At 64.6% G+C, this 19,970-nt stretch carries 19 protein-coding genes; 9 read left to right on the top strand and 10 right to left on the bottom strand.

All coding sequences use genetic code 11. The annotated features are described in order from the left end of the window. Together cobA and K6I40_RS18700 are read left to right on the top strand one after the other, a co-directional pair. The gene (gene cobA / locus K6I40_RS18695) at positions 1–801 is read left to right on the top strand and encodes a uroporphyrinogen-III C-methyltransferase (protein WP_222915329.1); all 801 of its coding nucleotides are present in this window, start codon (positions 1–3) and stop codon (positions 799–801) included. After that, a complete protein-coding gene (locus K6I40_RS18700; RefSeq protein WP_222915331.1) occupies positions 802–1,545 on the top strand; it encodes a uroporphyrinogen-III synthase in 744 nt (247 codons plus the stop codon). A 32-nt stretch (positions 1,546–1,577) separates the two neighbouring features. Here K6I40_RS18700 and K6I40_RS18705 read toward each other — a convergent pair whose 3' ends face one another. From K6I40_RS18705 to K6I40_RS18715, 3 genes are all read right to left on the bottom strand, one after another. Then, the gene (locus tag K6I40_RS18705) at positions 1,578–2,603 is read right to left on the bottom strand and encodes a YndJ family transporter (protein ID WP_222915333.1); all 1,026 of its coding nucleotides are present in this window, start codon (positions 2,601–2,603) and stop codon (positions 1,578–1,580) included. Beyond that, complete coding sequence (locus K6I40_RS18710; protein ID WP_222915335.1) at positions 2,600–3,283, bottom strand: DUF4166 domain-containing protein; 684 nt, start codon at positions 3,281–3,283, stop codon at positions 2,600–2,602. Before K6I40_RS18710 ends, K6I40_RS18705 begins: the two co-directional genes overlap by 4 nt. A gap of 86 nt (positions 3,284–3,369) precedes the next feature. Then, positions 3,370–4,242, bottom strand: a complete 873-nt coding sequence (locus K6I40_RS18715) for an NAD(P)H-binding protein (RefSeq protein ID WP_222915337.1) — start codon at positions 4,240–4,242, stop codon at positions 3,370–3,372. 202 nt (positions 4,243–4,444) lie between these two features. On the opposite strand from K6I40_RS18715, the gene K6I40_RS18720 reads away from it, so the two are divergent. Both K6I40_RS18720 and K6I40_RS18725 read left to right on the top strand, forming a co-directional pair. Beyond that, on the top strand, positions 4,445–5,536 hold the full coding sequence (locus K6I40_RS18720) for a CapA family protein (RefSeq protein ID WP_222915339.1): 1,092 nt from the start codon (positions 4,445–4,447) through the stop codon (positions 5,534–5,536). Positions 5,537–5,610: 74 nt separating this feature from the next. Next, complete coding sequence (locus K6I40_RS18725) at positions 5,611–7,149, top strand: DHH family phosphoesterase (protein ID WP_222915341.1); 1,539 nt, start codon at positions 5,611–5,613, stop codon at positions 7,147–7,149. A 385-nt stretch (positions 7,150–7,534) separates the two neighbouring features. Here K6I40_RS18725 and K6I40_RS18730 read toward each other — a convergent pair whose 3' ends face one another. Both K6I40_RS18730 and K6I40_RS18735 read right to left on the bottom strand, forming a co-directional pair. After that, positions 7,535–8,290 carry a PHP domain-containing protein gene (locus K6I40_RS18730; protein ID WP_222915343.1) on the bottom strand — a complete coding sequence of 252 codons (756 nt, stop codon included), beginning with the start codon at positions 8,288–8,290 and terminating at the stop codon, positions 7,535–7,537. Between the two features lie 334 nt (positions 8,291–8,624). Next, positions 8,625–9,113 (bottom strand): NAD(P)H-binding protein, encoded by a 489-nt coding sequence (locus K6I40_RS18735; protein WP_345779446.1) that lies wholly within the window; start codon positions 9,111–9,113, stop codon positions 8,625–8,627. 459 nt (positions 9,114–9,572) lie between these two features. Here K6I40_RS18735 and K6I40_RS18740 point away from each other — a divergent pair, with 459 nt between their 5' ends. Both K6I40_RS18740 and K6I40_RS18745 read left to right on the top strand, forming a co-directional pair. Then, positions 9,573–10,508 carry a hypothetical protein gene (locus tag K6I40_RS18740; RefSeq protein WP_222915345.1) on the top strand — a complete coding sequence of 312 codons (936 nt, stop codon included), beginning with the start codon at positions 9,573–9,575 and terminating at the stop codon, positions 10,506–10,508. Next, positions 10,505–11,314 carry a hypothetical protein gene (locus K6I40_RS18745; protein ID WP_222915347.1) on the top strand — a complete coding sequence of 270 codons (810 nt, stop codon included), beginning with the start codon at positions 10,505–10,507 and terminating at the stop codon, positions 11,312–11,314. The genes K6I40_RS18740 and K6I40_RS18745 overlap by 4 nt, the downstream gene beginning before the upstream one ends. 33 nt (positions 11,315–11,347) lie before the next feature. Here the strand turns inward: K6I40_RS18745 and K6I40_RS18750 are convergent, their stop codons facing one another. Beyond that, positions 11,348–11,740 carry a hypothetical protein gene (locus tag K6I40_RS18750; protein WP_222915348.1) on the bottom strand — a complete coding sequence of 131 codons (393 nt, stop codon included), beginning with the start codon at positions 11,738–11,740 and terminating at the stop codon, positions 11,348–11,350. A 217-nt stretch (positions 11,741–11,957) separates the two neighbouring features. On the opposite strand from K6I40_RS18750, the gene K6I40_RS18755 reads away from it, so the two are divergent. Continuing rightward, complete coding sequence (locus K6I40_RS18755) at positions 11,958–12,275, top strand: DUF5783 family protein (RefSeq protein WP_222915350.1); 318 nt, start codon at positions 11,958–11,960, stop codon at positions 12,273–12,275. Positions 12,276–12,354: 79 nt separating this feature from the next. Further along, positions 12,355–12,723: a NifU family protein gene (locus tag K6I40_RS18760; protein ID WP_222915352.1), complete on the top strand. Its 369-nt coding sequence runs from the start codon at positions 12,355–12,357 to the stop codon at positions 12,721–12,723. A 135-nt stretch (positions 12,724–12,858) separates the two neighbouring features. On the opposite strand, the gene K6I40_RS18765 is transcribed toward K6I40_RS18760, so the two are convergent. The 3 genes from K6I40_RS18765 to K6I40_RS18775 form a co-directional block, all read right to left on the bottom strand. Then, entirely contained in the window at positions 12,859–13,767 is a 909-nt protein-coding gene (locus K6I40_RS18765) for a ketopantoate reductase family protein (RefSeq protein ID WP_222915354.1), read from the bottom strand. Between the two features lie 75 nt (positions 13,768–13,842). Then, positions 13,843–14,136 carry a hypothetical protein gene (locus tag K6I40_RS18770; RefSeq protein ID WP_222920405.1) on the bottom strand — a complete coding sequence of 98 codons (294 nt, stop codon included), beginning with the start codon at positions 14,134–14,136 and terminating at the stop codon, positions 13,843–13,845. A 104-nt stretch (positions 14,137–14,240) separates the two neighbouring features. Continuing rightward, positions 14,241–14,579 carry an anaerobic ribonucleoside-triphosphate reductase gene (locus K6I40_RS18775; protein WP_222915356.1) on the bottom strand — a complete coding sequence of 113 codons (339 nt, stop codon included), beginning with the start codon at positions 14,577–14,579 and terminating at the stop codon, positions 14,241–14,243. Between the two features lie 414 nt (positions 14,580–14,993). On the opposite strand from K6I40_RS18775, the gene K6I40_RS18780 reads away from it, so the two are divergent. Continuing rightward, the gene (locus K6I40_RS18780; RefSeq protein ID WP_222915358.1) at positions 14,994–15,905 is read left to right on the top strand and encodes an alpha/beta hydrolase; all 912 of its coding nucleotides are present in this window, start codon (positions 14,994–14,996) and stop codon (positions 15,903–15,905) included. Between the two features lie 413 nt (positions 15,906–16,318). On the opposite strand, the gene K6I40_RS18785 is transcribed toward K6I40_RS18780, so the two are convergent. Then, positions 16,319–19,969 carry a DNA polymerase II large subunit gene (locus tag K6I40_RS18785; protein WP_222915360.1) on the bottom strand — a complete coding sequence of 1,217 codons (3,651 nt, stop codon included), beginning with the start codon at positions 19,967–19,969 and terminating at the stop codon, positions 16,319–16,321. Position 19,970 lies beyond the last annotated feature (1 nt).

Raw genomic sequence — 19,970 nt, forward strand, 5'->3', positions numbered from 1 at the left:
ATGTCAGACAACGCTATCGACGCCGACCCGGGCACCGTCTACCTCGTCGGCAGCGGTCCCGGCGATCCCGATCTCCTGACCGTCAAGGCAAAGCGCCTGCTCGAGGCCGCGGACGTCGTCCTCCACGACAAACTTCCCGGCCCGGAGATCATCGAGACCCTCCCCGAGGACCGCCGCGAGGACGTCGGCAAGCGCGCCGGCGGCGAGCGCACGCCCCAGTCGGAGATCAACGAGCGACTGGTCGAACTCGCCCGCGAGGGGAAATCCGTCGTCCGGCTCAAGGGCGGCGACTCGTTCGTCTTCGGCCGCGGCGGCGAGGAGGCCGAGTATCTCGCGGCCCACGAGGTTCCTTTCGAGGTCGTGCCCGCGATCACGTCGGCGATCGCCGCGCCCGCGGTTGCCGGCATCCCGGTCACGCACCGCGATCACGCCTCCTCGGTGAGCTTCGTCACGGGCCACGAGGACCCGACCAAGGCGGAGTCGGCGGTCGACTGGGAGGCTCTGGCCGCAACCGGCGGCACTATCGTCGTCCTGATGGGCGTCGGCCGGCTCCCGGACTACACGAAAGCGCTGCTCGAGGCCGGCATGGCTCCCGAAACGCCGGTCGCACTCGTCGAACGCGGCACCTGGCCCGGCCAGCAGGTCGCGACGGGCACTCTCGAGACGATCGTCGACGCCCGCGACGAGGCGGAGATCTCGCCGCCCGCGGTGACGGTGATCGGTGACGTCGCCGGCACGCGCGAGTCGGTTGTCGACTTTTTGCAAAACGACGACGGGACTGCCGAGGACGAGGAACAATAGATGAGTGCCACGCCCACGGTCGCCGTCTTCCGGCCCGACGACGACCGCCTCGAGCGAGCTCAGGAGTTGCTCTCGGAACTCGGTGCCGAGCCGGTTCCGGATCCGATGCTGTCCGTCGAAGCCACCGACGCGACGCCGCGAACCGACGCCGACTACGTCGTCTTCACGAGCAAGACCGGCGCGGAACTCGTCTCCAACGCGGGCTGGGAACCGAGCGGCGAGACCGTCTGTGCGATCGGCCCCGCAACGGCCGATGCGCTCCGCGCAGAAGGGTACACGGTCGACCTCGTTCCCGAGGAGTTTACCTCAAGCGGGCTGGTCGCAGCCCTGAAGAGCCGGGTCGACGGCGCGCGCGTCGAGGTTGCCCGCAGCGATCACGGCAGTCCAGTGTTGCTCGAGGGACTCGAGGACGCAGGCGCGTATGTCCACGAAACGATTCTCTACCGGCTGGTTCGGCCCGACGGCAGCGGCGAGTCGGCGGTGCTGGCAGCCGAGGGCGGGCTCGACGCCGCCTGTTTCACCTCGTCGCTGACCGTCGAACACTTCCTCGAGGCCGCAACAGAGGGAGGGATTCGGGAGGACGCACTCGAAGGGCTCGCGGATGCCGTCGTCGGCGTCATCGGCGAGCCGACGGCCGAGACCGCCGCGTCGCTCGGAATCGACGTCGACGTCGTCCCAGACGAAGCGACGTTCGACGCGCTCGCTCGGGAGACGATGGCAGCGACGGCGGCACGCGAGCCGTAGCGTACTCCGAAGACCGCTCTTTTCGGCGCGTATCACGCCTCGAGCAGACGGAACGCGACTAGGGCTGGCAGCGCGAATCCGAACGCATTGCCGCTCCCGTGCCAGCGGATCATCTCGGGAATCGTAACGAGCGATGGCGTCCCGGGGAGCGAAGAGAACGCGAAGGCGAGCGCCAGTGCCATGGTCCAGCAGACCGACAGCGCGGCGACGGCGAGCAAGAGTCCCGGCAATCGCGGCGCGGCGGGAACGGCATTATAGAGCGTCTGGATTGCGAATCCGACGACAGCGGCGGTAAAGGCGACGGCGGCGACGACCTCGACTATCGGTGAGAACGTGATTCCGATCGCGATCAAGAGGATACCGACGACGATGACGACCGTCGTCGCGGCCGTCGCGCGTCCCGCGATCGTCGTTGGGAACGTCCCGTCTGCGCCCGTTAGGATTCGACCGGTCAGGCCGACGACGAGCGGCAACGCGAACCCGGCGTAGTGGAAGTGGACACCCGTCAGCAGGACGATTATCGGTGCGAATCGGAGACTGATTCCGGCCGCGTGCAGGCAGAGAAACGCGGCGGCGATCGGTACGTACAGCAGCCCGGCGTCGATGGCGAGTTCCGGCAGCGGTCCGCCGCCGCGGGCCGCGAGCCGTCCGAGCCCACAAAGCGCGATCGCACCGGTGACCCCGAGCCACGGGAGGGTGAGCGCAATTGCAGCCGGTGATCCCTGTGGCGCGGCGAGTGCGGCGACGAGCGCCAGCGCGGCCGGGGCCTGTCCAACGACGGCGGCCCGATAGGCGACCGTCGCAGTCATCGCGTCTCGAGGAATGTCGACCACACTGAGACCGAGCGGCACGAGGACGAGTGCGGCGAGTGCCACGTACAGCGCCACGGGGATGATCGGGATCACACCGCTGATCGTCCCGACGGCGAGACCCAGCCAGACAATCCCACCGGCTGCCACACTCAGATCGGTGACGCGTCGACCGGCGACTCGGGGACGAGGGTGTGCAGTCGTCGACGGACCCTGTGCTCGATCGGCGGTCGTCTCGCAATCGCTCACGCGTTCTCACCCGGCAGATCGATTCCGCCGAGGGCCGACGGCGGCGCGGCGTCGGCGACGGCCTCGCGCGGTCGAAGCTCGTTTTCGAACGCTCCCTCGTACTCGAAGACGGTCCCGAGGACCGAGTTAGTGATCGCGGCCGAGACCCGAAACCGGCCGTCATCGTCGTCGTACCAGTCGCGAAGGTGTCCGCCGGCCGAGAGCGGAGACGGAAGCTCGAGGTACCGACCGCCGACCCGGAGCCACTGTGTGCCAATCGAGAGCGCCAGCGCGCCATCCTCGGCGTCGATGTGGACGTCGGCGGCGACGTATCCGTGTCTGCCGAAGAGGTCGGTGAGACAGCCTCGAGCGGGGTTCCATCGCAGCGTGTCCACGAACGTCCGCGGCGGCGAGGTATCGAAGCGCCGGCGGAGGACGAGCGCCTCGTTGCCTTCGTCATCGACGAACGGCTCCGTGATAATCGTGAACGGAATGTTAGTGCCCCGCTCCGGAAAGAGGAAGTCATCTAGCGTGCCGAGCCAGAGCACCGGCACTGCGAGGGGGGTCCGGTCGAGGTCGTACATTTGACCGGCGCCAACCGCCTCGCGGCCCTCGTCCGATTCGAGGCCGTACCGGTCGCGAACGCAAGGGTGGAGCGTCTCCCACGCGTCGCCGACCTCGCGCTCGAACAGGCCGGTCACGGCGGTCCCTCTGGTCGGTGGACAAACGACGCGAATCGGCGGGTCCGGGTTCGTATCGGTCTCATAGTTCGATCAGTTCCGTATCGCTATCGATGATCGTCGGCGAGGGACGCCGACAGCGTCCGGAGCGAGTCCGGCGACACTCCGAACGCCGTGACGTCGTTGTCCGCGGTCGTATTGTCCAGCCCCAGCACGCGGTACTGGTCGCGGCCGAACGGAATCCAGGGGAGGGGATCAACGACCATCGCCGCGACCGCGGCAAGGCCCATCGGGATCGCCACGACGACACCCCCGCCGCGAATCCGCTGGACCGTTTCGGCGAGCGTGAGTCGTTCAGGTCCGCCGATCTCGTAGCACTGGCCGACGTGACGGTCGTCCTCGAGTCCGTCCGCGAGCAACGGTGCGAGATCCTCGACCCAGATCGGCTGGAGCCACGTTTGGTCACCACCCGGAAGCGGCGTGACCAGCGGCAGTGCCAGCTGCTCGACGAACGGGATAAATGCACAGCCGTCGCCGAAAACGACCGACGGGCGGTAGATCACCCACGCCAGCTCGGACTCGCGGACGACGCGTTCGGCCCGCCGCTTCGCCCGGAAGTAGGCCGTCTCGACGCCCGATTCGACGCCCAGTCCGCTCAGTTGGACGAATCGGTCGATCCCGGCTCGCTCGCTCGCCGCCACGAGATGGCGGGTCCCGTCGAAGTGGACTGCCTCGTGGCGTTGCCCTCGCGGCTGGACGTGCGACGGGAGCGCAATGAGATTGACGACGGCATCGTGGCCGTCGATGACGTCGTCGAGTCCCGGGACGGTCACGTCGACAGCGACCGTGTCGACGGCCGCTGGCAACCCGGCCGCGTCGGGTGTCCGCGAGGCGACCGTCACCGCGTGCCCGCGCTCGAGCAGGACGCGACACAGGGACTGCCCAATGAATCCCGAGCCGCCAGCGACCAGGACATCCATACCGGTCCCTTCTATCGTGGAATCTTAACTGTACTGTTCATTGAACAGAGACGATGGCTGGTAGGACAAGATGGGAGATGACAGCCCGACGGGCTATTTGAACCTAGAATTCAAACGAGGGATCGATGAGCCGACCCGAACGGACTCGAGCGATCGCGAACCAAGATACTCGCGGAGACACGCGGGCACACCTATCCGACCGATGAGCGGGGGCCGGCGACGGTTTCTGGCAGCGGCGGGGACGGCAGTGCTCGGCGGCTGTACCGCGCCCGCAGCCGAACCGACCGCGTTCGAGGACCACGAGCGCTACGACACGACGATCGGATTCGCGGGCGATACGATGCTCGGCCGAAACGTCGACGGCCGTTACGGGCGGGCCGGCGTCGACCCGGCGACCGTCTGGGGCGACCTCCAGCCCCGACTGCAGTCGCTGGACGGCGTCTGCTGTAATCTCGAGTGTTGTCTGTCGAGGCGGGGCGACCGGTTCCCCGACCGAACGTACTACTTCCGAGCCGATCCCGAGTGGGCCGTCCCCGCTCTCGAGGCCGGGAACGTCAAGTTCGCGTCACTGGCGAACAACCACATGCTGGATTACGGGCCGGCAGCGCTTCGGGACACCGTCGACGCCCTCGAGGATGGGGGCATCGGATACGCAGGTGCTGGCGAGAGCCCAGCGACAGCCCGCGAACCCGCGACTGTCTCCGTTGGCGATATCGATGTCGCGGTCGTCTCCTTTGCGGACCATTACTCGGAGTACGGCGCGACCAATGATCGACCTGGGACGGCCTACGTCGAATTCGATCCGGAGTCGTCCGATAGCCGCCGGATCGTCGGCGAGGCGATCGACCGGGCGAACGCGAGCGAGCCGGATCTGCTCGTCGCCTCGGTCCACTGGGGACCGAACTGGGTCGAGTACCCCGACGAGGACTACGTCACATTCAGTCACTGGCTCGTCGATCAGGGCGTTGACCTCGTCCACGGCCACAGCGCCCACGTCGTCCAAGGCGTCGAACGCTACGGCGATGGCCTCATTCTCCACGATACCGGCGACATCGTCGACGACTACATAACAAAGGAAAAGCTGCGCAACGACCGCAGCTTCCTCTTTGAAGTCGGACTCGAGAGCGGGAGCCTCGAGGAGCTTCGGCTCGTTCCGGTTGCAATCGACGACCGAGCCGTCTCTCGAGCCGACGAGAACGCGGCAGCCTGGCTTCGAGAGACGATGCGGGACCGATCGAACCCGTTCGAGACGACCTACGAGCGGGATGGCGACGATCTCGTCCTCTCGCTGTGAGCCCCCGATCCCGACCGCACGGTCGACCGGGACGATCCGCGGGTTTATGAACGAAGCCGCCCCACAATCCCTCGATGGCAGGGCCGGTTCCCGAACTCGAGGATCGCGCGATAGCGTGCGCCAAGCGGCTGTGCAAGGCCGATGGTGTACTGCTCGCTTCGCATATCGACGCCGACGGACTCACCAGCGCCGCGATCGCCTCGCAAGCGCTCGAGCGGGCGGGGGTTCCGTTCGAGACGGTCTTCGAGAAGCAACTCGACGAGGACGTGCTCGCCGCGATCGCAGCGACCGACTACGAGACCGTCCTGTTTACCGACTTCGGGAGCGGCCAACTCGATCGTATCGGCGACCACGAGGATGCTGGCGATTTCACGCCGATCATCGCGGATCATCACCAACCCGCCGACCGAGATACCGAGTACCACCTCAATCCCCTTCTATTCGGTATCAACGGGGCCTCCGAGCTTTCGGGGGCCGGCGCGAGTTACGTCCTCGCGCGAGCGTTGGCGGACGTTTCCGACAGCGGCCCGGATCCGTCGGAGCCGCGCTCCGACGGTGGTGAGCCGAGTCAAACGAGGCGGACCTCGTCAGAGCAAAGCTCTGACGGTGGCACCGTTACCGCGTCGGGAGCCGCGAACGCCCGCGCCGACAACTGCGACCTCGCAGCCCTCGCCGTGGTCGGCGCCGTCGGCGATATGCAAGCCTCCGGGGGCGAACTCCACGGCGCGAACGAGGGCATCGTCGAAGAGGGCGTCTCGGCCGGCGTCCTCGAGACGGGCAAGGACCTCGCACTCTACGGCAAACAGACCCGGCCGCTCCCCAAACTGCTCGAGTACGCCACGGACGTCCACATCCCCGGCATCTCGAACGACGAGAACGGCGCGTTGCGGTTCCTCGACGGCCTCGACCTCGAGTTGAAACGCGACGGAGAGTGGCGGCGCTGGGCCGGATTGACGAACGAGGAGAAACAGACCGTCGCCAGCGCGCTCGTCCGGCGGGCCGTCTCGAGTGGCGTCCCCGCAACAAAGATCGACGGGCTCGTGAGCACGGCCTACGTCCTCAGCGAGGAGCCCGTCGGGACTGAACTCCGGGACGCCAGCGAGTTCTCGACCCTGCTGAACGCGACCGCCCGCTACGAGCGGGCCGACGTCGGCCTTGGGGTCTGTCTCGGTGACCGGGACAGCGCGCTCGAGCGTGCGCGCCAACTTTTGCGGGAACACCGGCGAAACCTCTCGGAGGGTATCGATCTCGTCACGAGCGAGGGTACGACCCAAGAGGAGCACATCCAGTGGTTCCACGCAAGCGACGAGATCCGCGAGACCATCGTCGGCATCGTCGCCGGAATGGCGATGGGGAACCAGGGGATCAGCCGCTCGAAGCCGATTATAGCCTTTGCAGACAAGAACGAGGACGAAGTCAAGGTCTCCTCGCGGGGCACCCACTCGCTCGTCCGGCAGGGACTAGACCTCTCGGTCGTAATGGGCGAGGCCTCCCGCGCTGTCGGCGGCGACGGTGGCGGTCACGACGTCGCTGCAGGGGCGACGGTTCCGAAGGGAGAAGAAGAGTCGTTCATCGAACGTGCAGACGAGATTGTCGGCAAACAGCTCTCCTAGCGGAGTCAGCGAACGGGTCATCTACGTGTTACTCCGGTCGATATCTAGCATGCAGTGGCGCGCGCTGTGAGTCGGTCGAACGACAGTGAGGACGGCCACTGATACTGCGTGAGGTCCTCGCGAGTTTGCGAGCGAAGTCGTTCGAGACGGCGAAGCCATCTCGTGATGCGAAACATATTCAATTTTTCAGCAGCTTGTCAGAGCCCGCTCTGACAGTGGATGAGCGAGGGAAGAATGACTGAGCGGTAGCGCGGGACCGACGGTCCCGCGAACCATCCAAACGGGTGCTTCGCACCCGTGAGGAGAAATCGGCTGGGAGAGAGTGGTCCCCCCTTGTTGCCAGCATCAGCAGAACGCGTGCTTGCTTATCTATGTCTTCTCGTCGTCAGGTCGATCTGTCCATCGAGGCCGGCACCGTCGGGAGGAGCGGCGCGCGCGAGGTGAACAGGTAGGCCGTTTTCCGCACCGCACCCTTCCCGTACTGGACGGCGCTTTTGCGGATTGGCGTCCGCTTCCCGCGGATTTGGGTCCGGCCCTCGAGGATGGCCTCGACGAGGTGCTCCCCGTCGATGTCGGCCTTCGTCGGGTTCGTCGTGTCGGGCGTCACGACGACCTCAGTGAAGGCTTTGCCGACGTTCGGCAGGTAGTGGGCGTCGCTGGCACCGATCTGTGGATAGTTGCGGCGCTCGGCGAACGTCCGGGCGCGGCGATTACGGTAGCCGGTAAAGACCATCGAGTTGTAGGTCTCGATCGCATCGGCGTCGTCGATGGTGCCTTTCCGGACGCCGTGACGGCTGCGCTGGAAGGGATGGGGAACGATCGCCACACCGCCGAGTTCGCGGACGGTCTCGACAGTGTCCATGAACGGTTGGCCGGGATCGGGCCGCGTCTCGACACCGATCGCCAGCAGGTGACCGTGCTGCGTCGAGACCTCAACGCCGGGAATGCCGATTAGTCCGTATTCGGGCGCGAGATCGGCGGCGCGCCGCGATTCCTCGATCTCGTCGTGATCGGTGATGACCACGCCGTCGAGTCCGATATCGGCGGCGTGCTCGAGGATGAGTTCGATTGGTTCGTGCCCGTCGTAGGAGTCGTCGGAGTGGACGTGAAAGTCGATCGCGAACGGAATCTGAGTGGTCATGGGGTCCAAGAGCGGGTACTGCGGGGTCGTACCACCAATAGCTTGTTATCCAGTATAAACACTGTGCTGCCGCCCGGCAATAATAGGCCGACCAGAATTCAATATAGCATTATAGAATATATTGGTGGATATTCCCCGCTTCTGTGATTCGACGCTCAAGGGCGCGAGACGCGGCCACGCGGTCGAAGCCGATCGAAAAGCCACGTCAATAGTTACCGATGGACGAGAATGGCGGGACGCATCGATGGCAGTACCTGGCACTCAGTAGCCGATATCGAACTGCGTGTGGACGACGTCTCCGTTTTCGAGTTCATCAACGAACGCGATCAATCGTTCATTGCAATGTAGCTCTCGTCCTCGTTGGCGACGAGTCTACCCGCGGCGGTTCGGTACTCGCCCGCTCTTTTCCGGACTCGATGATCGCGGGCACGAGAGCGGACCACTCGAGGACGTCGGCCTCCCAAATGAGTTCGAGCGCGTCAATGTGGGTCCGTGCGAGGGCCACGAGTTCGTCCGGGTACTCATCGGTCTCGATCAGTGTCGTGTCAGGCCTGACCGAGAACCGGCCCGCGCTGCCGACCCGGAGCACGCGGTCGACGTCCGTCCGCCGGAGTTCCTCGATGAGATCGGCGGTCAGGTCCGTGAGTACGTCAACCTCGTCGTCTTCACCCGGGCCGAGCGCCGAGGCGACGGCATCGTGACTCGGTGTGAGTATCGCTACCTCGTCCGGATTGGTTACGTCGTCGGCGATGGCCTCGAAGTCGGGTGATTGATACCGTCGGTTGCGCGAGCCACCGTGATGGCGCGGCCGCGCTCGAGTAATTCCGCTGTAATTCGTCGTCCGCTCGCATCGAAGAGAAGGGGGTTCGGACGCGAATTCGGAGGGGCCTTAGGCGCTCGCGAACGATCATGTTACCCAGTTGCACGGACGGTAGCAAGTCATTCGAGAGCGGCCGCTGTATCGAACCACTCCGTCGACTCGCGGCATGCGAACGAGAGAACGGATCGTATCGGGCGACCATGTAAATAATAAATCTCATACCGAGATACCAAATTCCGCCAGCCGGTGAAACGGGAGCTGCTTCGAGCCATAAGTAGGGAGACCTAACATCCGGTGAACTTATTACAGTTTAGGTTAGCCTAAACGATAAGAGCGGTCCCCGACAACCCGATGGGGACGGGACGGTGACAAACCGGCCGTAGCGCGGTTCGATCGTCCGCGTGAGCGGTCAGGAGCGTCCGCGGTCCACGACAGAACCCGAATACGACTGGAGGAACATACATGGTCGGAACGACACTCCGAGAAATTCGCCAACACATCGAACGACTGGCCAGCAACGATGGGGAATACTACGTTGTCTGTGCGCGCTCCGGCGAACGGCCCGTCCCGGTCGCCGGACAGCGGTTCGCGACCCGGACGGACGCGGCAGACGCCGCACAAGCGACCGAACAGTACCGCGCCGCACTCAGGCGATACGATCCGCAGTTGCCGTTTTACGATCCGGTCGTCTGCCAAGAACGACTGGTGAACGCGGACGCGGGCACAGAGGCGAAGACGGACGAGGATCGACGCGACGTCACGCGAGCAATCGCGGACGAGGAGGACCGACCGTCGGCCGACTGCAACCGGGGACCCTGGGACGACAGCCCGCTGATCAGTTTCTGCCACGACGTTTCGGGGGCCGTCTTCGAGTCGCTCTCGGCCCGCAACCACGAGGCCGCCGAGCGAGCGATCATGGAGACGTACCTGACCGCGGCCGAAGCGACGACCGACCGAAACACGCTCTGTCTGGTGTTGCTCGAGACCATGGCGTCGGAACTCGAAGACCATCTCGAGGCGACCGAACGGATGCAGGTACTGCGGGCCGCGGCGACGAACCTCACACCGGTCGAACCGGCGGACGATCCGGTCGAAGCGAGCCTCTCCTTCCTCGACTCGCTGTCGTTAGTCCGGGAGTACGGCGTGACGCGCGATGGAATCGACGGGACCGACGGCGACGTCTGGACCGTCTCCCTGCGGGGGTACGCCATCGAGTGTGGCGAGTCCCGGTTCCCCACGCTGCCGATCGGAATCGACATTCTGCGCCGGTCGGCCGCGTCGAGCGAGCCGCTGGGCGTGACCGACGTCACCGCGCTCGGCGACGGCGACTGGCAGTTCGTCCTGCGAAGCGACGCCGCGTCGAGCGGACTCGTCTGTACGCGGGGTGACGGCCGATGACCGGATCGACGGCCGTCCATCGCGCGCTCGAGTGTCTCGACGAGGAACAGGAGGCCGTCGCAGAGCGAGGAGCGGCGTTCGAGACGTTCGCACGGCGCGTTCGCGATATCCCAACAGAGAGTCCCTCGGCGGGATGGACCCGGCAAGCGACCGCAGCGACGCCAACGGCGATGGCGACGGCGATTCAGTCACAGCAACCGGCCCCGTCGGCGAGGGGCACCCGGTGTGTCACCGCTCGAGAGGCGTTCGCCGAAATCGTCCGTCCCCACAGCATCGCTGACCGCGAGGCAGATGAACCGCTCATCGAGACGATGGCGGCAGAGTTGAGCGAAGACATCGCCGTTGCGCTCGCGTCGGAAACCGGCTGGACGCCGGTGCTCAAAGCGGCCGTCTGCGAGGAAATCGAGACCAGACAGCGAGAAGTAGAGATGGTTCAGGAAATCCTTCGGAACGAACGGGAAGCGGTCGAGGACGCGATCGAGGAGATTGGTAAAATCCTCGCGTGGCTCCAGACGACGGCCGACGAGTCGCTCCTGCAGTGTAACTTCGAGACGCTCCGAGGAAAACACGAGCGACTCGCGATCTATCGGGATCGACTCGAGACGCTCACGACGGACCGACAGGCACAGTTTACCCATTCAACGAATCGCTACGGACCGGGCGGGACTCGGTATCGAACGCTAGTCGAATCCGTCTATTCGGACTGTTCGGTCCGGTACCCGCTCCTCTCGAGTGCGACGCGACTGTACGGGATCTGCGGTGACTGTCAGCGGACGGTTCGAACACACCTGTCACGGCGCGTGTGAGCCGGCCGGACCGGTCTCGGAGCTCGGACAGCGCTACTCCGAGGACGCGGGCAGGCCATTGGGCACGAGATCAGAGAGTGAGACGCTATCGAGGACCTCGCCGACCGCGAGCGCGTCGTCGGCCGCCGAGACGGTGTCGTGAATGCGATGCATACACTCGAGCAACCCGTCGACAGCAGCTCGCTGGGTCGAGACGCGGCCGATCGACTCGGTGATCGCCCGGTCGTTGAGGAAGTACCGGTAGCGAAGCTCCCAGCACCGACAAATTCCCAGGCCGGGATGTGATCGATCGGCGATGGTGGTCTCCGCGATCAGTTCGATCGGGGGACAGCTGTGCCGATAGGTGAACCGATCGTCACAGAGTTCGGCGAGCCCCCATCTCGGGGGGAGCGCCTCCCGGGGGATGGGGACCTGATCAACAGCCATGTACATCGGTATCGCCGAGAACGGGAGTGTCCGTTCCGCTTGCGAGCGCGTGCTCCTATATAGGAAGCCCCTACTACGTCAACGAACTGGTTTGTTTTCCGGTCAGTGGTCGATCATCGGTATCAGTATGAGCCGGTCCGATCGACCGAGAACGGAGCGTGCCCGCGACGCGAGGTCGATCGTCCGACTTTTGTCTCCGGTAGCGCTGGACTAGGATATGGCCGACTTCGATTCCGAGAAGTTCGAGGACAAGTACGCTAACTACTTCCCCGAACTCCAGCAGGCGTACAAGAACGCGTTCAACCGGATGAACGACCGCTACGACTCCGAACTCGTCCACGCGATCGACCAGCAGGTACTCAACGAGAGCGAGCCCTTCTACGAGGGCGACGGCGAGTTCCGTATCGAACTCCCCGACGATCCGTACGGCCGACTTTCGGGTGTGCTCGTCGAGGAAGAGCGATTCGAGGAAATCTTAGCGGCTCACGTCGAGGAAATCGAGACCGAGCTGCAGCGGGTCTTCGGGTTCAACTAGCGCGTCTAACCGCCACCGACGCCGGCAGGCGAACATGGAGGACGGAAGGTTTAGGGGGGCTGATACCCAATGGATTTCTATGAGCACCGAGACCCAGAATGACGGGGACGACCTCGAGGACCGCGTGACGAACTTCCTGCGACGGAACTTCCCGCAGATTCAGATGCACGGTGGCAGCGCAGCAATTCAGGACATCGATCGCGAGAGCGGCGAAGTCAGTATCGCCCTCGGTGGCGCGTGCAGTGGCTGTGGGATCTCGCCGATGACGATCCAGGCGATCAAGAGCCGGATGGTCAAGGAGATTCCCGAAATCGAGAAAGTCAACGCCTCCACCGGCATGGACGGCGGTGAAGAGGAGGTAGACGGCATGAGTCCGTCCTTCCCCGGCGAGACCGTCGACGATGACGACGGCGGCGAAGTCGACGAAGGACCGGAAGCACCGTTCTAATCCGTCGGTCGTCCCACACGGATCCGACTCGATGTTTTTGCTATTTTCGATCGCATAGCGGCCGCGCTGTTCTCGGTGGAATTGGGTCAGACGGGCGGACGAGAACGATCGAAACCGAAGTGAGACGGCCGCGACTCACCGCAGGCCCTGGCCGCGTTCCCACGTTCTGATCAGCGCGGTCAGCGTCCGGTTTATCGGCACCTCGAGTCCAGTTTCGGCCGCTCGATCGACGACGTAGCCATTGATCGCGTCGATCTCGGTGCGGCGTTCGGCCAGGATATCCTGGCGCATCGAAGACGTATTCGCGGCCGTCGCCTCGGCAACCGCCGCCATCGCGGCTAACGCCTCGCGGTTCGAGAGGGAGACGTCGCAGGCCCGAGCGACGCGGGCAGTCTCCCGGACGGCCGCGCGCGAAAGGGCGTCGGCCGGTTCCTCGAACACAGCCCCGTTTTCCGTCGCGGACAGGGCCGTGACCGGGTTGATGCCGGCGTTGACCGCGAGCTTCTCCCACAGGCGACGAGGCATGTCCTCGACGACGGTGATCTCGAGACCGGCAGTCGCGAATGCCTTGCCGATCCGGGCTGCAAGCTCCGACGGTCCGCCCCCTCGAGCCCCCAGGACGACCTCGCCGATGCCGGTGCATTCGACGACGCCTGAATCCTGCAAGATTGCCCCATAGGTCGCCGTCCCGGCGAGCACCGGGGCCTCGAGTCGTGCCGCGAGCGTCGCTTCATTTCCCATGCCGTTCTGGAGCGAGAGAACGCCGTCAAACGATCCCGTCGTGAGCCGGTCGGCCGCCGACGCGGTGTCGAAGGATTTGACCGTCACGACGGCCAGATCGGCCTTGAGTCCGGTTCCGTCGGTCGTCGCCGCCGGAAACACGCGGGTGGGAGAGCCCGTTACCGCCCCCTCGAGACGCAGCCCCGACTCGCGGACGGCGCGGGCATGGGCCTCGCGAGCGACGAGCGTGACGTCGTGCTCGCGGGCGAGCAACCCGCCGACGAGACTGCCGAGGCTGCCGGCACCGAAGACGACGATATCCATGGCTCGAGGTGAAACGAGCGGGGTGAAAACGGTTTTCGTCCGGCGACGCTTACCCCGTCGTTTGGACGGTCGGGTTCAGTCTTCCGTCCAGTAATACAGGTCTTCTCGATCAGCACCGCAGGCGGGGCAGGCGTCGGGGATGTCGCGATCGAGTCGCCCCAACTCGCCACACTCCCAGCAGCGCCACATCAGTTCAGCCTCGCCGAACGCCTGCCCCGAGCGGACGTGTTCAACGCTCATCCCCTCGATTCCGTCCCGAAGCGTGATGTAGAGCCCGTTCTCGTCGACCCCGCGAACTCGGCCGATTTTCGTCCCGTCCTCGGTGTAAACCGTTGTCCCGAACCCCAGTCGCGGTCGTTCTTTTTCCATGGTAGACACCAACATGGACCTACGCCGCGAATCGGGATAAATCCTCACGTGCTATATAGAAACAGGAGATCGCCGGCGATTTCTCGAGCGGCATCGGCGATGGATCAATCCTCGGTCCAGTACATCAGGTCCTCCCGTTCGGTGTTGCAGTTCGGACACTCGTCGGGAAGTCCTTCGTTAATCTCACCCATCTCGCCACACTCCATGCACCGCCACATCAGGTGTGCCTCACCGAACTCGTGGCCCGAACGGGCGTGTTCGACGCTCATCCCCTCGGCTCCCTCACGGGTAGTGACGAAGAACCCGCTCTGCTCGAAGCCCCGAATGCGACCGAGTTGGTTGCCGTCTTCGTCGTAGACCGTCTGCCCGAAATGGAGGTTCTCCACCGCCTCAATGGCCTCTTCTTCGCCTTCCTTCGCCGGTGTTTCGCCAGTTTCGACCATAGCCGTATTCACACCGGCGACGGCGATAAAGTCACAGCGCGCATTGTGCGAGTGGCCCCTCGAGACCGTGAGGCGTCCGATATGACATGGGAGCGTCGTGGGTACACGATGAGACACGCCATGCCAGAATACAATACGGTAATAGAAACCAATATACGCTCCTAGGATAGAGGCGTGTGATATGATATCTTTTCTCATATCTGATTCTCCTGATGGTGTCTTTCCGGCCGAGATAGGGTTGCTCGAGCCATGCGGACCGGGGAAGCCATCGGTCAGTGTCACGGTGGCAGGAAATGGGAAACCGGTACGATCGACGGGCAGAAGCCCATCATTGCGTCCGACCGACGTGGCCATCGGACGAAACCCGACTGCTAATACGGCTTCGGCCACTCCTCTCTGTGACGTGATTCGATCATGAGCGGGACCGGTGTCGCTACCATCAGCGACTGTCGAATCGCCTACCGGCGTGCTGGAACGAGCGGGCCACCGATCGTCCTCTGTCACGGCGCGGGGCTCGACGACGCGACCGTCTCGTGGCGACACGCGATCAACGCCCTCGCGGACGACTATCGCGTCTACGCGCTCGACTGGCCCGGATACGGGAACAGTACGGGCGATGTCGATCACACTATCGAGACCTACGTCGACGTCCTCGAAGGGTTCCTCGAGACGCTTCCCTTCGAGCGCGTCTCGCTGGCCGGCATCTCGATGGGCGGTGGCGTCGCGCTCGGCTACGCACTGGACAATCCCGACCGCGTCGAGCAACTGGCGCTCGTCGACAGTTACGGACTCGGCAATAAACTGCCGAATGCACTCCAGTGGAAGGTCCTGTCACAGGTTCCCGGCGCAACCGAGTTCGGAAAAATCGCGGCCAGTACCTCCACCCAGAGCGTCCGCATGGTCCTCGATGGTCTCGTCGCGGACGCCGGTGGGTTGCCCGATCGCTTCGTCGACGACATCAGACGGAAACTGATGGAACCCGGGTCGATACAGGCATTCGAGGAGTTCCAGAACAACGAACTCTCCTTCAACGGCCGCGTCGCGACGAACTTCGTCGACGATCTCGAGTCCCTGTCCGTACCGACGCTGCTGATCCACGGCCGGGAAGACCCCCTCGTCCCCGTCGAGTGGTCAAAGCGAGCGGCGGATCTGATTCCGGATGCCGAACTAGACCTCGTCGACGACTGCGGCCACTGGACGCCTCGAGAGCGCCCCGAGCGGTTCAACGAAAGCCTCCGAAACTGGCTCCCGGACCCCCGGTATTCACCGACACCGCAGTACACCAAGGAAGGAATGCCCGGCGTGACTCGCGTCAGCGGCGACTAGTTCCGTTTCGTTCGTCTCATTCTGTATTCGGCCGGGAGCACGGCTCGAGCAACGCAAGAGCCGTGCGACCCGGGGGAGGGCAGGCCGCTACCCAATTCCGACCGCGAGCGGGCCGACGACTGACGTGGAGGGGGCGTTCTGCGTCCCGGAACGGAAGGAGGAGTGCTTTTGATCGTAACTGAGCGGAGCGAAGCTCCGCGAGGTCGTCGGGCGGCGCTGCCGCCCGACTGCAAGCGATTCCTCCGGAATCGCCCAGTCCAAAAGAGCGCTGCGCGCTCTTTTGAAGATTTTGCCGAGGGACATCGCGCTGGCGGCGATGCCGCCAGCGCGATAGACCGTGGTTCGAGACGCCTTCGGCGTCTCGTCATCACGAGAGAGCGAAGCTCTCTCGAACGACAGAGCAAAATTTCGGCTTACATGAAGTCTTCAATCCCACTTTGCTTGTTCTTGTCATTTTCGAAAACGCTCTCGAGCGACCGCTCGAGTACTTCTAAGCGCTGTTTCGTGTAGTCTCGACAGTCGTACTCGTCGGCGACCTGGATCGCGGTCTGCATGTACTTGTTGACCGACCCCTTGTGGACGGTGAGGTTGACGCGGCCGCCGCATTCTCGGCAATCGCCGGTCAGGGGCATTCGTCGGAACTTCTCGCCGCAGTCGAGACAACGAGTCTCCTGCCGCGAAAACGCTCGGAGGTTCCCGATCAGGTCCGGCAGGAAGTGGTACTCGATGACCCGCTCGGCCACGTCCGTCTCGTCGACGGCCGCGAGTTTGCGCGAGAGCTCGAGTTGGGCGTCCATCTTGTCCATCATCGAGCCGAGCGTCTTGTAGGCGGAGAGATCGGGACCCATGGCGATGTCGGTGGTGTCGTGCGTGTGTTCGAAGCCGGTGTACTCCGTATCGGTACCCAGCGTGTCCTCGGCGATCTCGACGTCGACCTCACCGGGGTCGGCCTGCTCGCGGGTCGCGAGATAGAAGTCGCGGGGATACTGCGTGACGACGTCCATGTTGTGGGCCTCGTCGTCGATCTCGGAGGGATCGATGCGGGAGGACATGACGAGCGGGGCGTCCATCTTCCCGCCTCGTTGATCCGGCAAGAACGATTTACTAAAGTTAAGCAATCCGTCAAGAAGGAGCATTACGCAGTCTTCGTCGCCATCGCAATTTCGGCGTTTCGCGGCGTGAAAGTACGGATGAGCGTATCCGACCGCCGCGCTCGTGAAACCAATCACTCTGCCGACAGTTGCTGCGGAGGTGTGGGGCGCCATCCCGAAGACGAGTTCGCCGACAAGTTCCTGGCGGTCCTCGAACTCGTAGTAGGGCTCGAGGCCGTAGTACTGCTCCAAGAGGTCATCGATGAAGTCGGCGGTCTGGAGCATGTGCTCGGCCGCGCCGTTCGAGAGAACGATATCCTGGACGCGGAGCTCGACCAGTTGGTCCTCGTGGGTGAGCGGTTCGCCGTGAATGTCCTCCTCGTAGCCCAGCGCCTGGAGCTGACCGACGTCGATATCGAGTTCGGTCGCGCGGACGGACGTGACCGGCAGGTCGGTCATGTCGTAGCGGACGGTGCCGTCCTTGAACGAGGAGACATCGTGTTTCGCGCGCAGGATTCCTTTCTCGATCGGTTCGGGGACCTTGTTCTGCGAGGAGAGTCCCTTGACGCCTTTCAGGATCTCGAAGGCGTTCTCGCGTTCGCCGACCGACTCGAGGGCGTTCCGAAACTCCTCGTTGACGTCGATTTCGCGGGGCTCGACGCAGGTGCCCTCGCGCTCGCAGTGATCGCACTCGACGCGGCCGGCCTCGTCGGGCTCGAGACGCTCGTCACAGTCGGGACAGCGGTAGTCCGGTATCGTGCGGGTGTTACAGTCGGGGCAGCGGTTCTTGAACGTCTCCGTGCCACAGGACTCACAGCGCTGGCGACCGACCTGCAGTTCGACGACGCCGGGCGTGTCCGACATCGTCTCGGCGTGTTTGGCGGCGTCGGCGACGTTGCGCTGTGCGCCGCCGGCTTCGCCGATCGGGAACAGCGTGTGAACGGACGGGCTCAGGTCGCGGCTCTCCGATTTTTCGGGACGGCCCATTCGGTTACCGATCCGGGTCGGCGCTCGCTCGCGCACCTGAAACGGCGCGACCTCGTTGACCGCCTCGATGGCGTTGTCGCCATCGACCTCATGGCCCCATGTCCGGGCGCGTTCGGTGAGATCGTCGTCGGACCACGTGCGCTCGAGTTCGACGGTCGTCGCCTGCTCCCCGTCCCGTGCCTCGGGCTTGAGCGCGGCCCCGTCGGCGGCGGTTCGTCGGGGCTCACAGCCGAGCGTCCGGACGAGCGGTCGCCAGTCGTCAATCTCGATGTGGTCCTCGTCCGCGCGCTGGCGGTGCTCGAGGACGATCGTCTCGAGGGCGTCACGGACCGGTTCGTCGTACTCGAGGACGAGCACGCTGTCGTCGCTCTCGACGTCGCCGTCGACGTGGCCGTCCGCGACTGCCGCGGCCAGCGTCCGGAACTGGTCGACGGCGATGTCGTGCCAGAGATAGGTGTACTCGGGATGGAGCGGCGCGTCGTACTCCATGGCCCACTCCAGGGCTTCCTCGGTGTCGGGAAACTCGAGATCGATACGGGGGTCGTCCTCGAGCGCCTGGACGTCTACGCCCGCAGCCTCGAGATCCTGGACCCACCACTCGTAGGTGTAGGAAGCTGGCGCGAGCGGGTGGTTGTTCTCGACGAACTCGCCGTAGTTGACCAGGTATTCACCGAGATCGAGGATGGCCTCGACGCCGTTTCTGATCTCGAGGGCGTCCTCGGGGTCGTCGATCCGGCGGACGTCGCCATTCGCGAGTTTGACCGTCGGCCCCTCGAGGGAGTCGACGGGGACGACGCCGGCGGCCTTTCCGGGGCGTTCGGTCTTGATCTGGGTACCCGTCGCGAGGAAGTCGTCGACGAGGTGCATCGCGGCGGGGTGGACGCCGGCGGTCGCGAAGCCGTGGTTGCGCGCGCGGCCGTAGCGCAGTCGGAAGCCCCCCTTCGAACAGGGGTGAGAGAAGACCGGCCGGCCGGCGATCAGGTCCCGGAGGTACTTCTCGGAGGTCTCGACGCGGGGCGGGCCGTCCGCTTCGTCGCCGTCGGGTTCGTCGTCTGCCGCCGTTTCGTCTGCATCGGCCTCGGCAGTCGCATCGTCGTCAGCCTCGCCGTCGGAATCGTCATCGCCGGCAGCGTCTCCGTCGTCATCGTAGTAGTTGCCGTCGATGAGGTCCTGCAGCCACGGCCAGTCGACCTCGTCCAAGTTGCGGGTGTACCGCTGGATCTTCGGGGCCTTCAGCGCGATTCCCTCGCCGAGGACGAGACACATCCCACCCCGGGCGCTGTTCGTGTCGACTCGCTCGAGATCCCGGAATCCGGAGACCTCCTCGTCACCGGTGGCCTCCCCGTCTAACATGATCGGGAGGTGTTTGGCGATGAATTTTGCCTCCTTTGCCTTCGGGGTATACTGCAGTCCGGTTTCCTTGTCGTAGAGGGCGATCTCCTCGGCGTAGCGTTCGACCTCCTCCTCGCGGGCAGTGAACTGTTCGATGCCCACGAGTGCGCGTGTGTAGTCGGCGACGAGCACCGAGAGCGCCTGTGCCGTCCCGCCCGCGGAGCGAATCGGGCCTGCGTAGTAGACGTTGACGAACTCCGTGCCGTCATCGTTCTCGAGGATTTCGACTTTGTCGATCCCCTCGATGGGGGCGGCGACGACGCCTTCGGTCAGTAGGGCGACCGCGGTACGGACTGCCCCCTCAACCTTGCCCGCTTTCGTCTCGTAGTCGCCGACGCGTCCCTCCGCGAAGTCTTCCGCGAGCTCGAGGGCCGCCTCCTCGCGGGACATCTGGCCCTCGAGTTCGCGGACCCGTTCGGCGACGCCGTCGATCCCGAGGATGTTCTCGACGCGGTCGGCCATGTCCTTGGCGACCGGAATCTCGACCTCGGGCTCGGGGTCACCGCCCCGTTGTTTGGCCCGCTCGGCGACCGCGAGGGCCTCGTCGAGCTGGTCCTCGAGCCCCTGAAAATATGCTTCGTCTTCCGTGCGCATG

The sequence above is a fragment of the Natrinema sp. SYSU A 869 genome (assembly GCF_019879105.1).
Classification (GTDB): domain Archaea; phylum Halobacteriota; class Halobacteria; order Halobacteriales; family Natrialbaceae; genus Natrinema.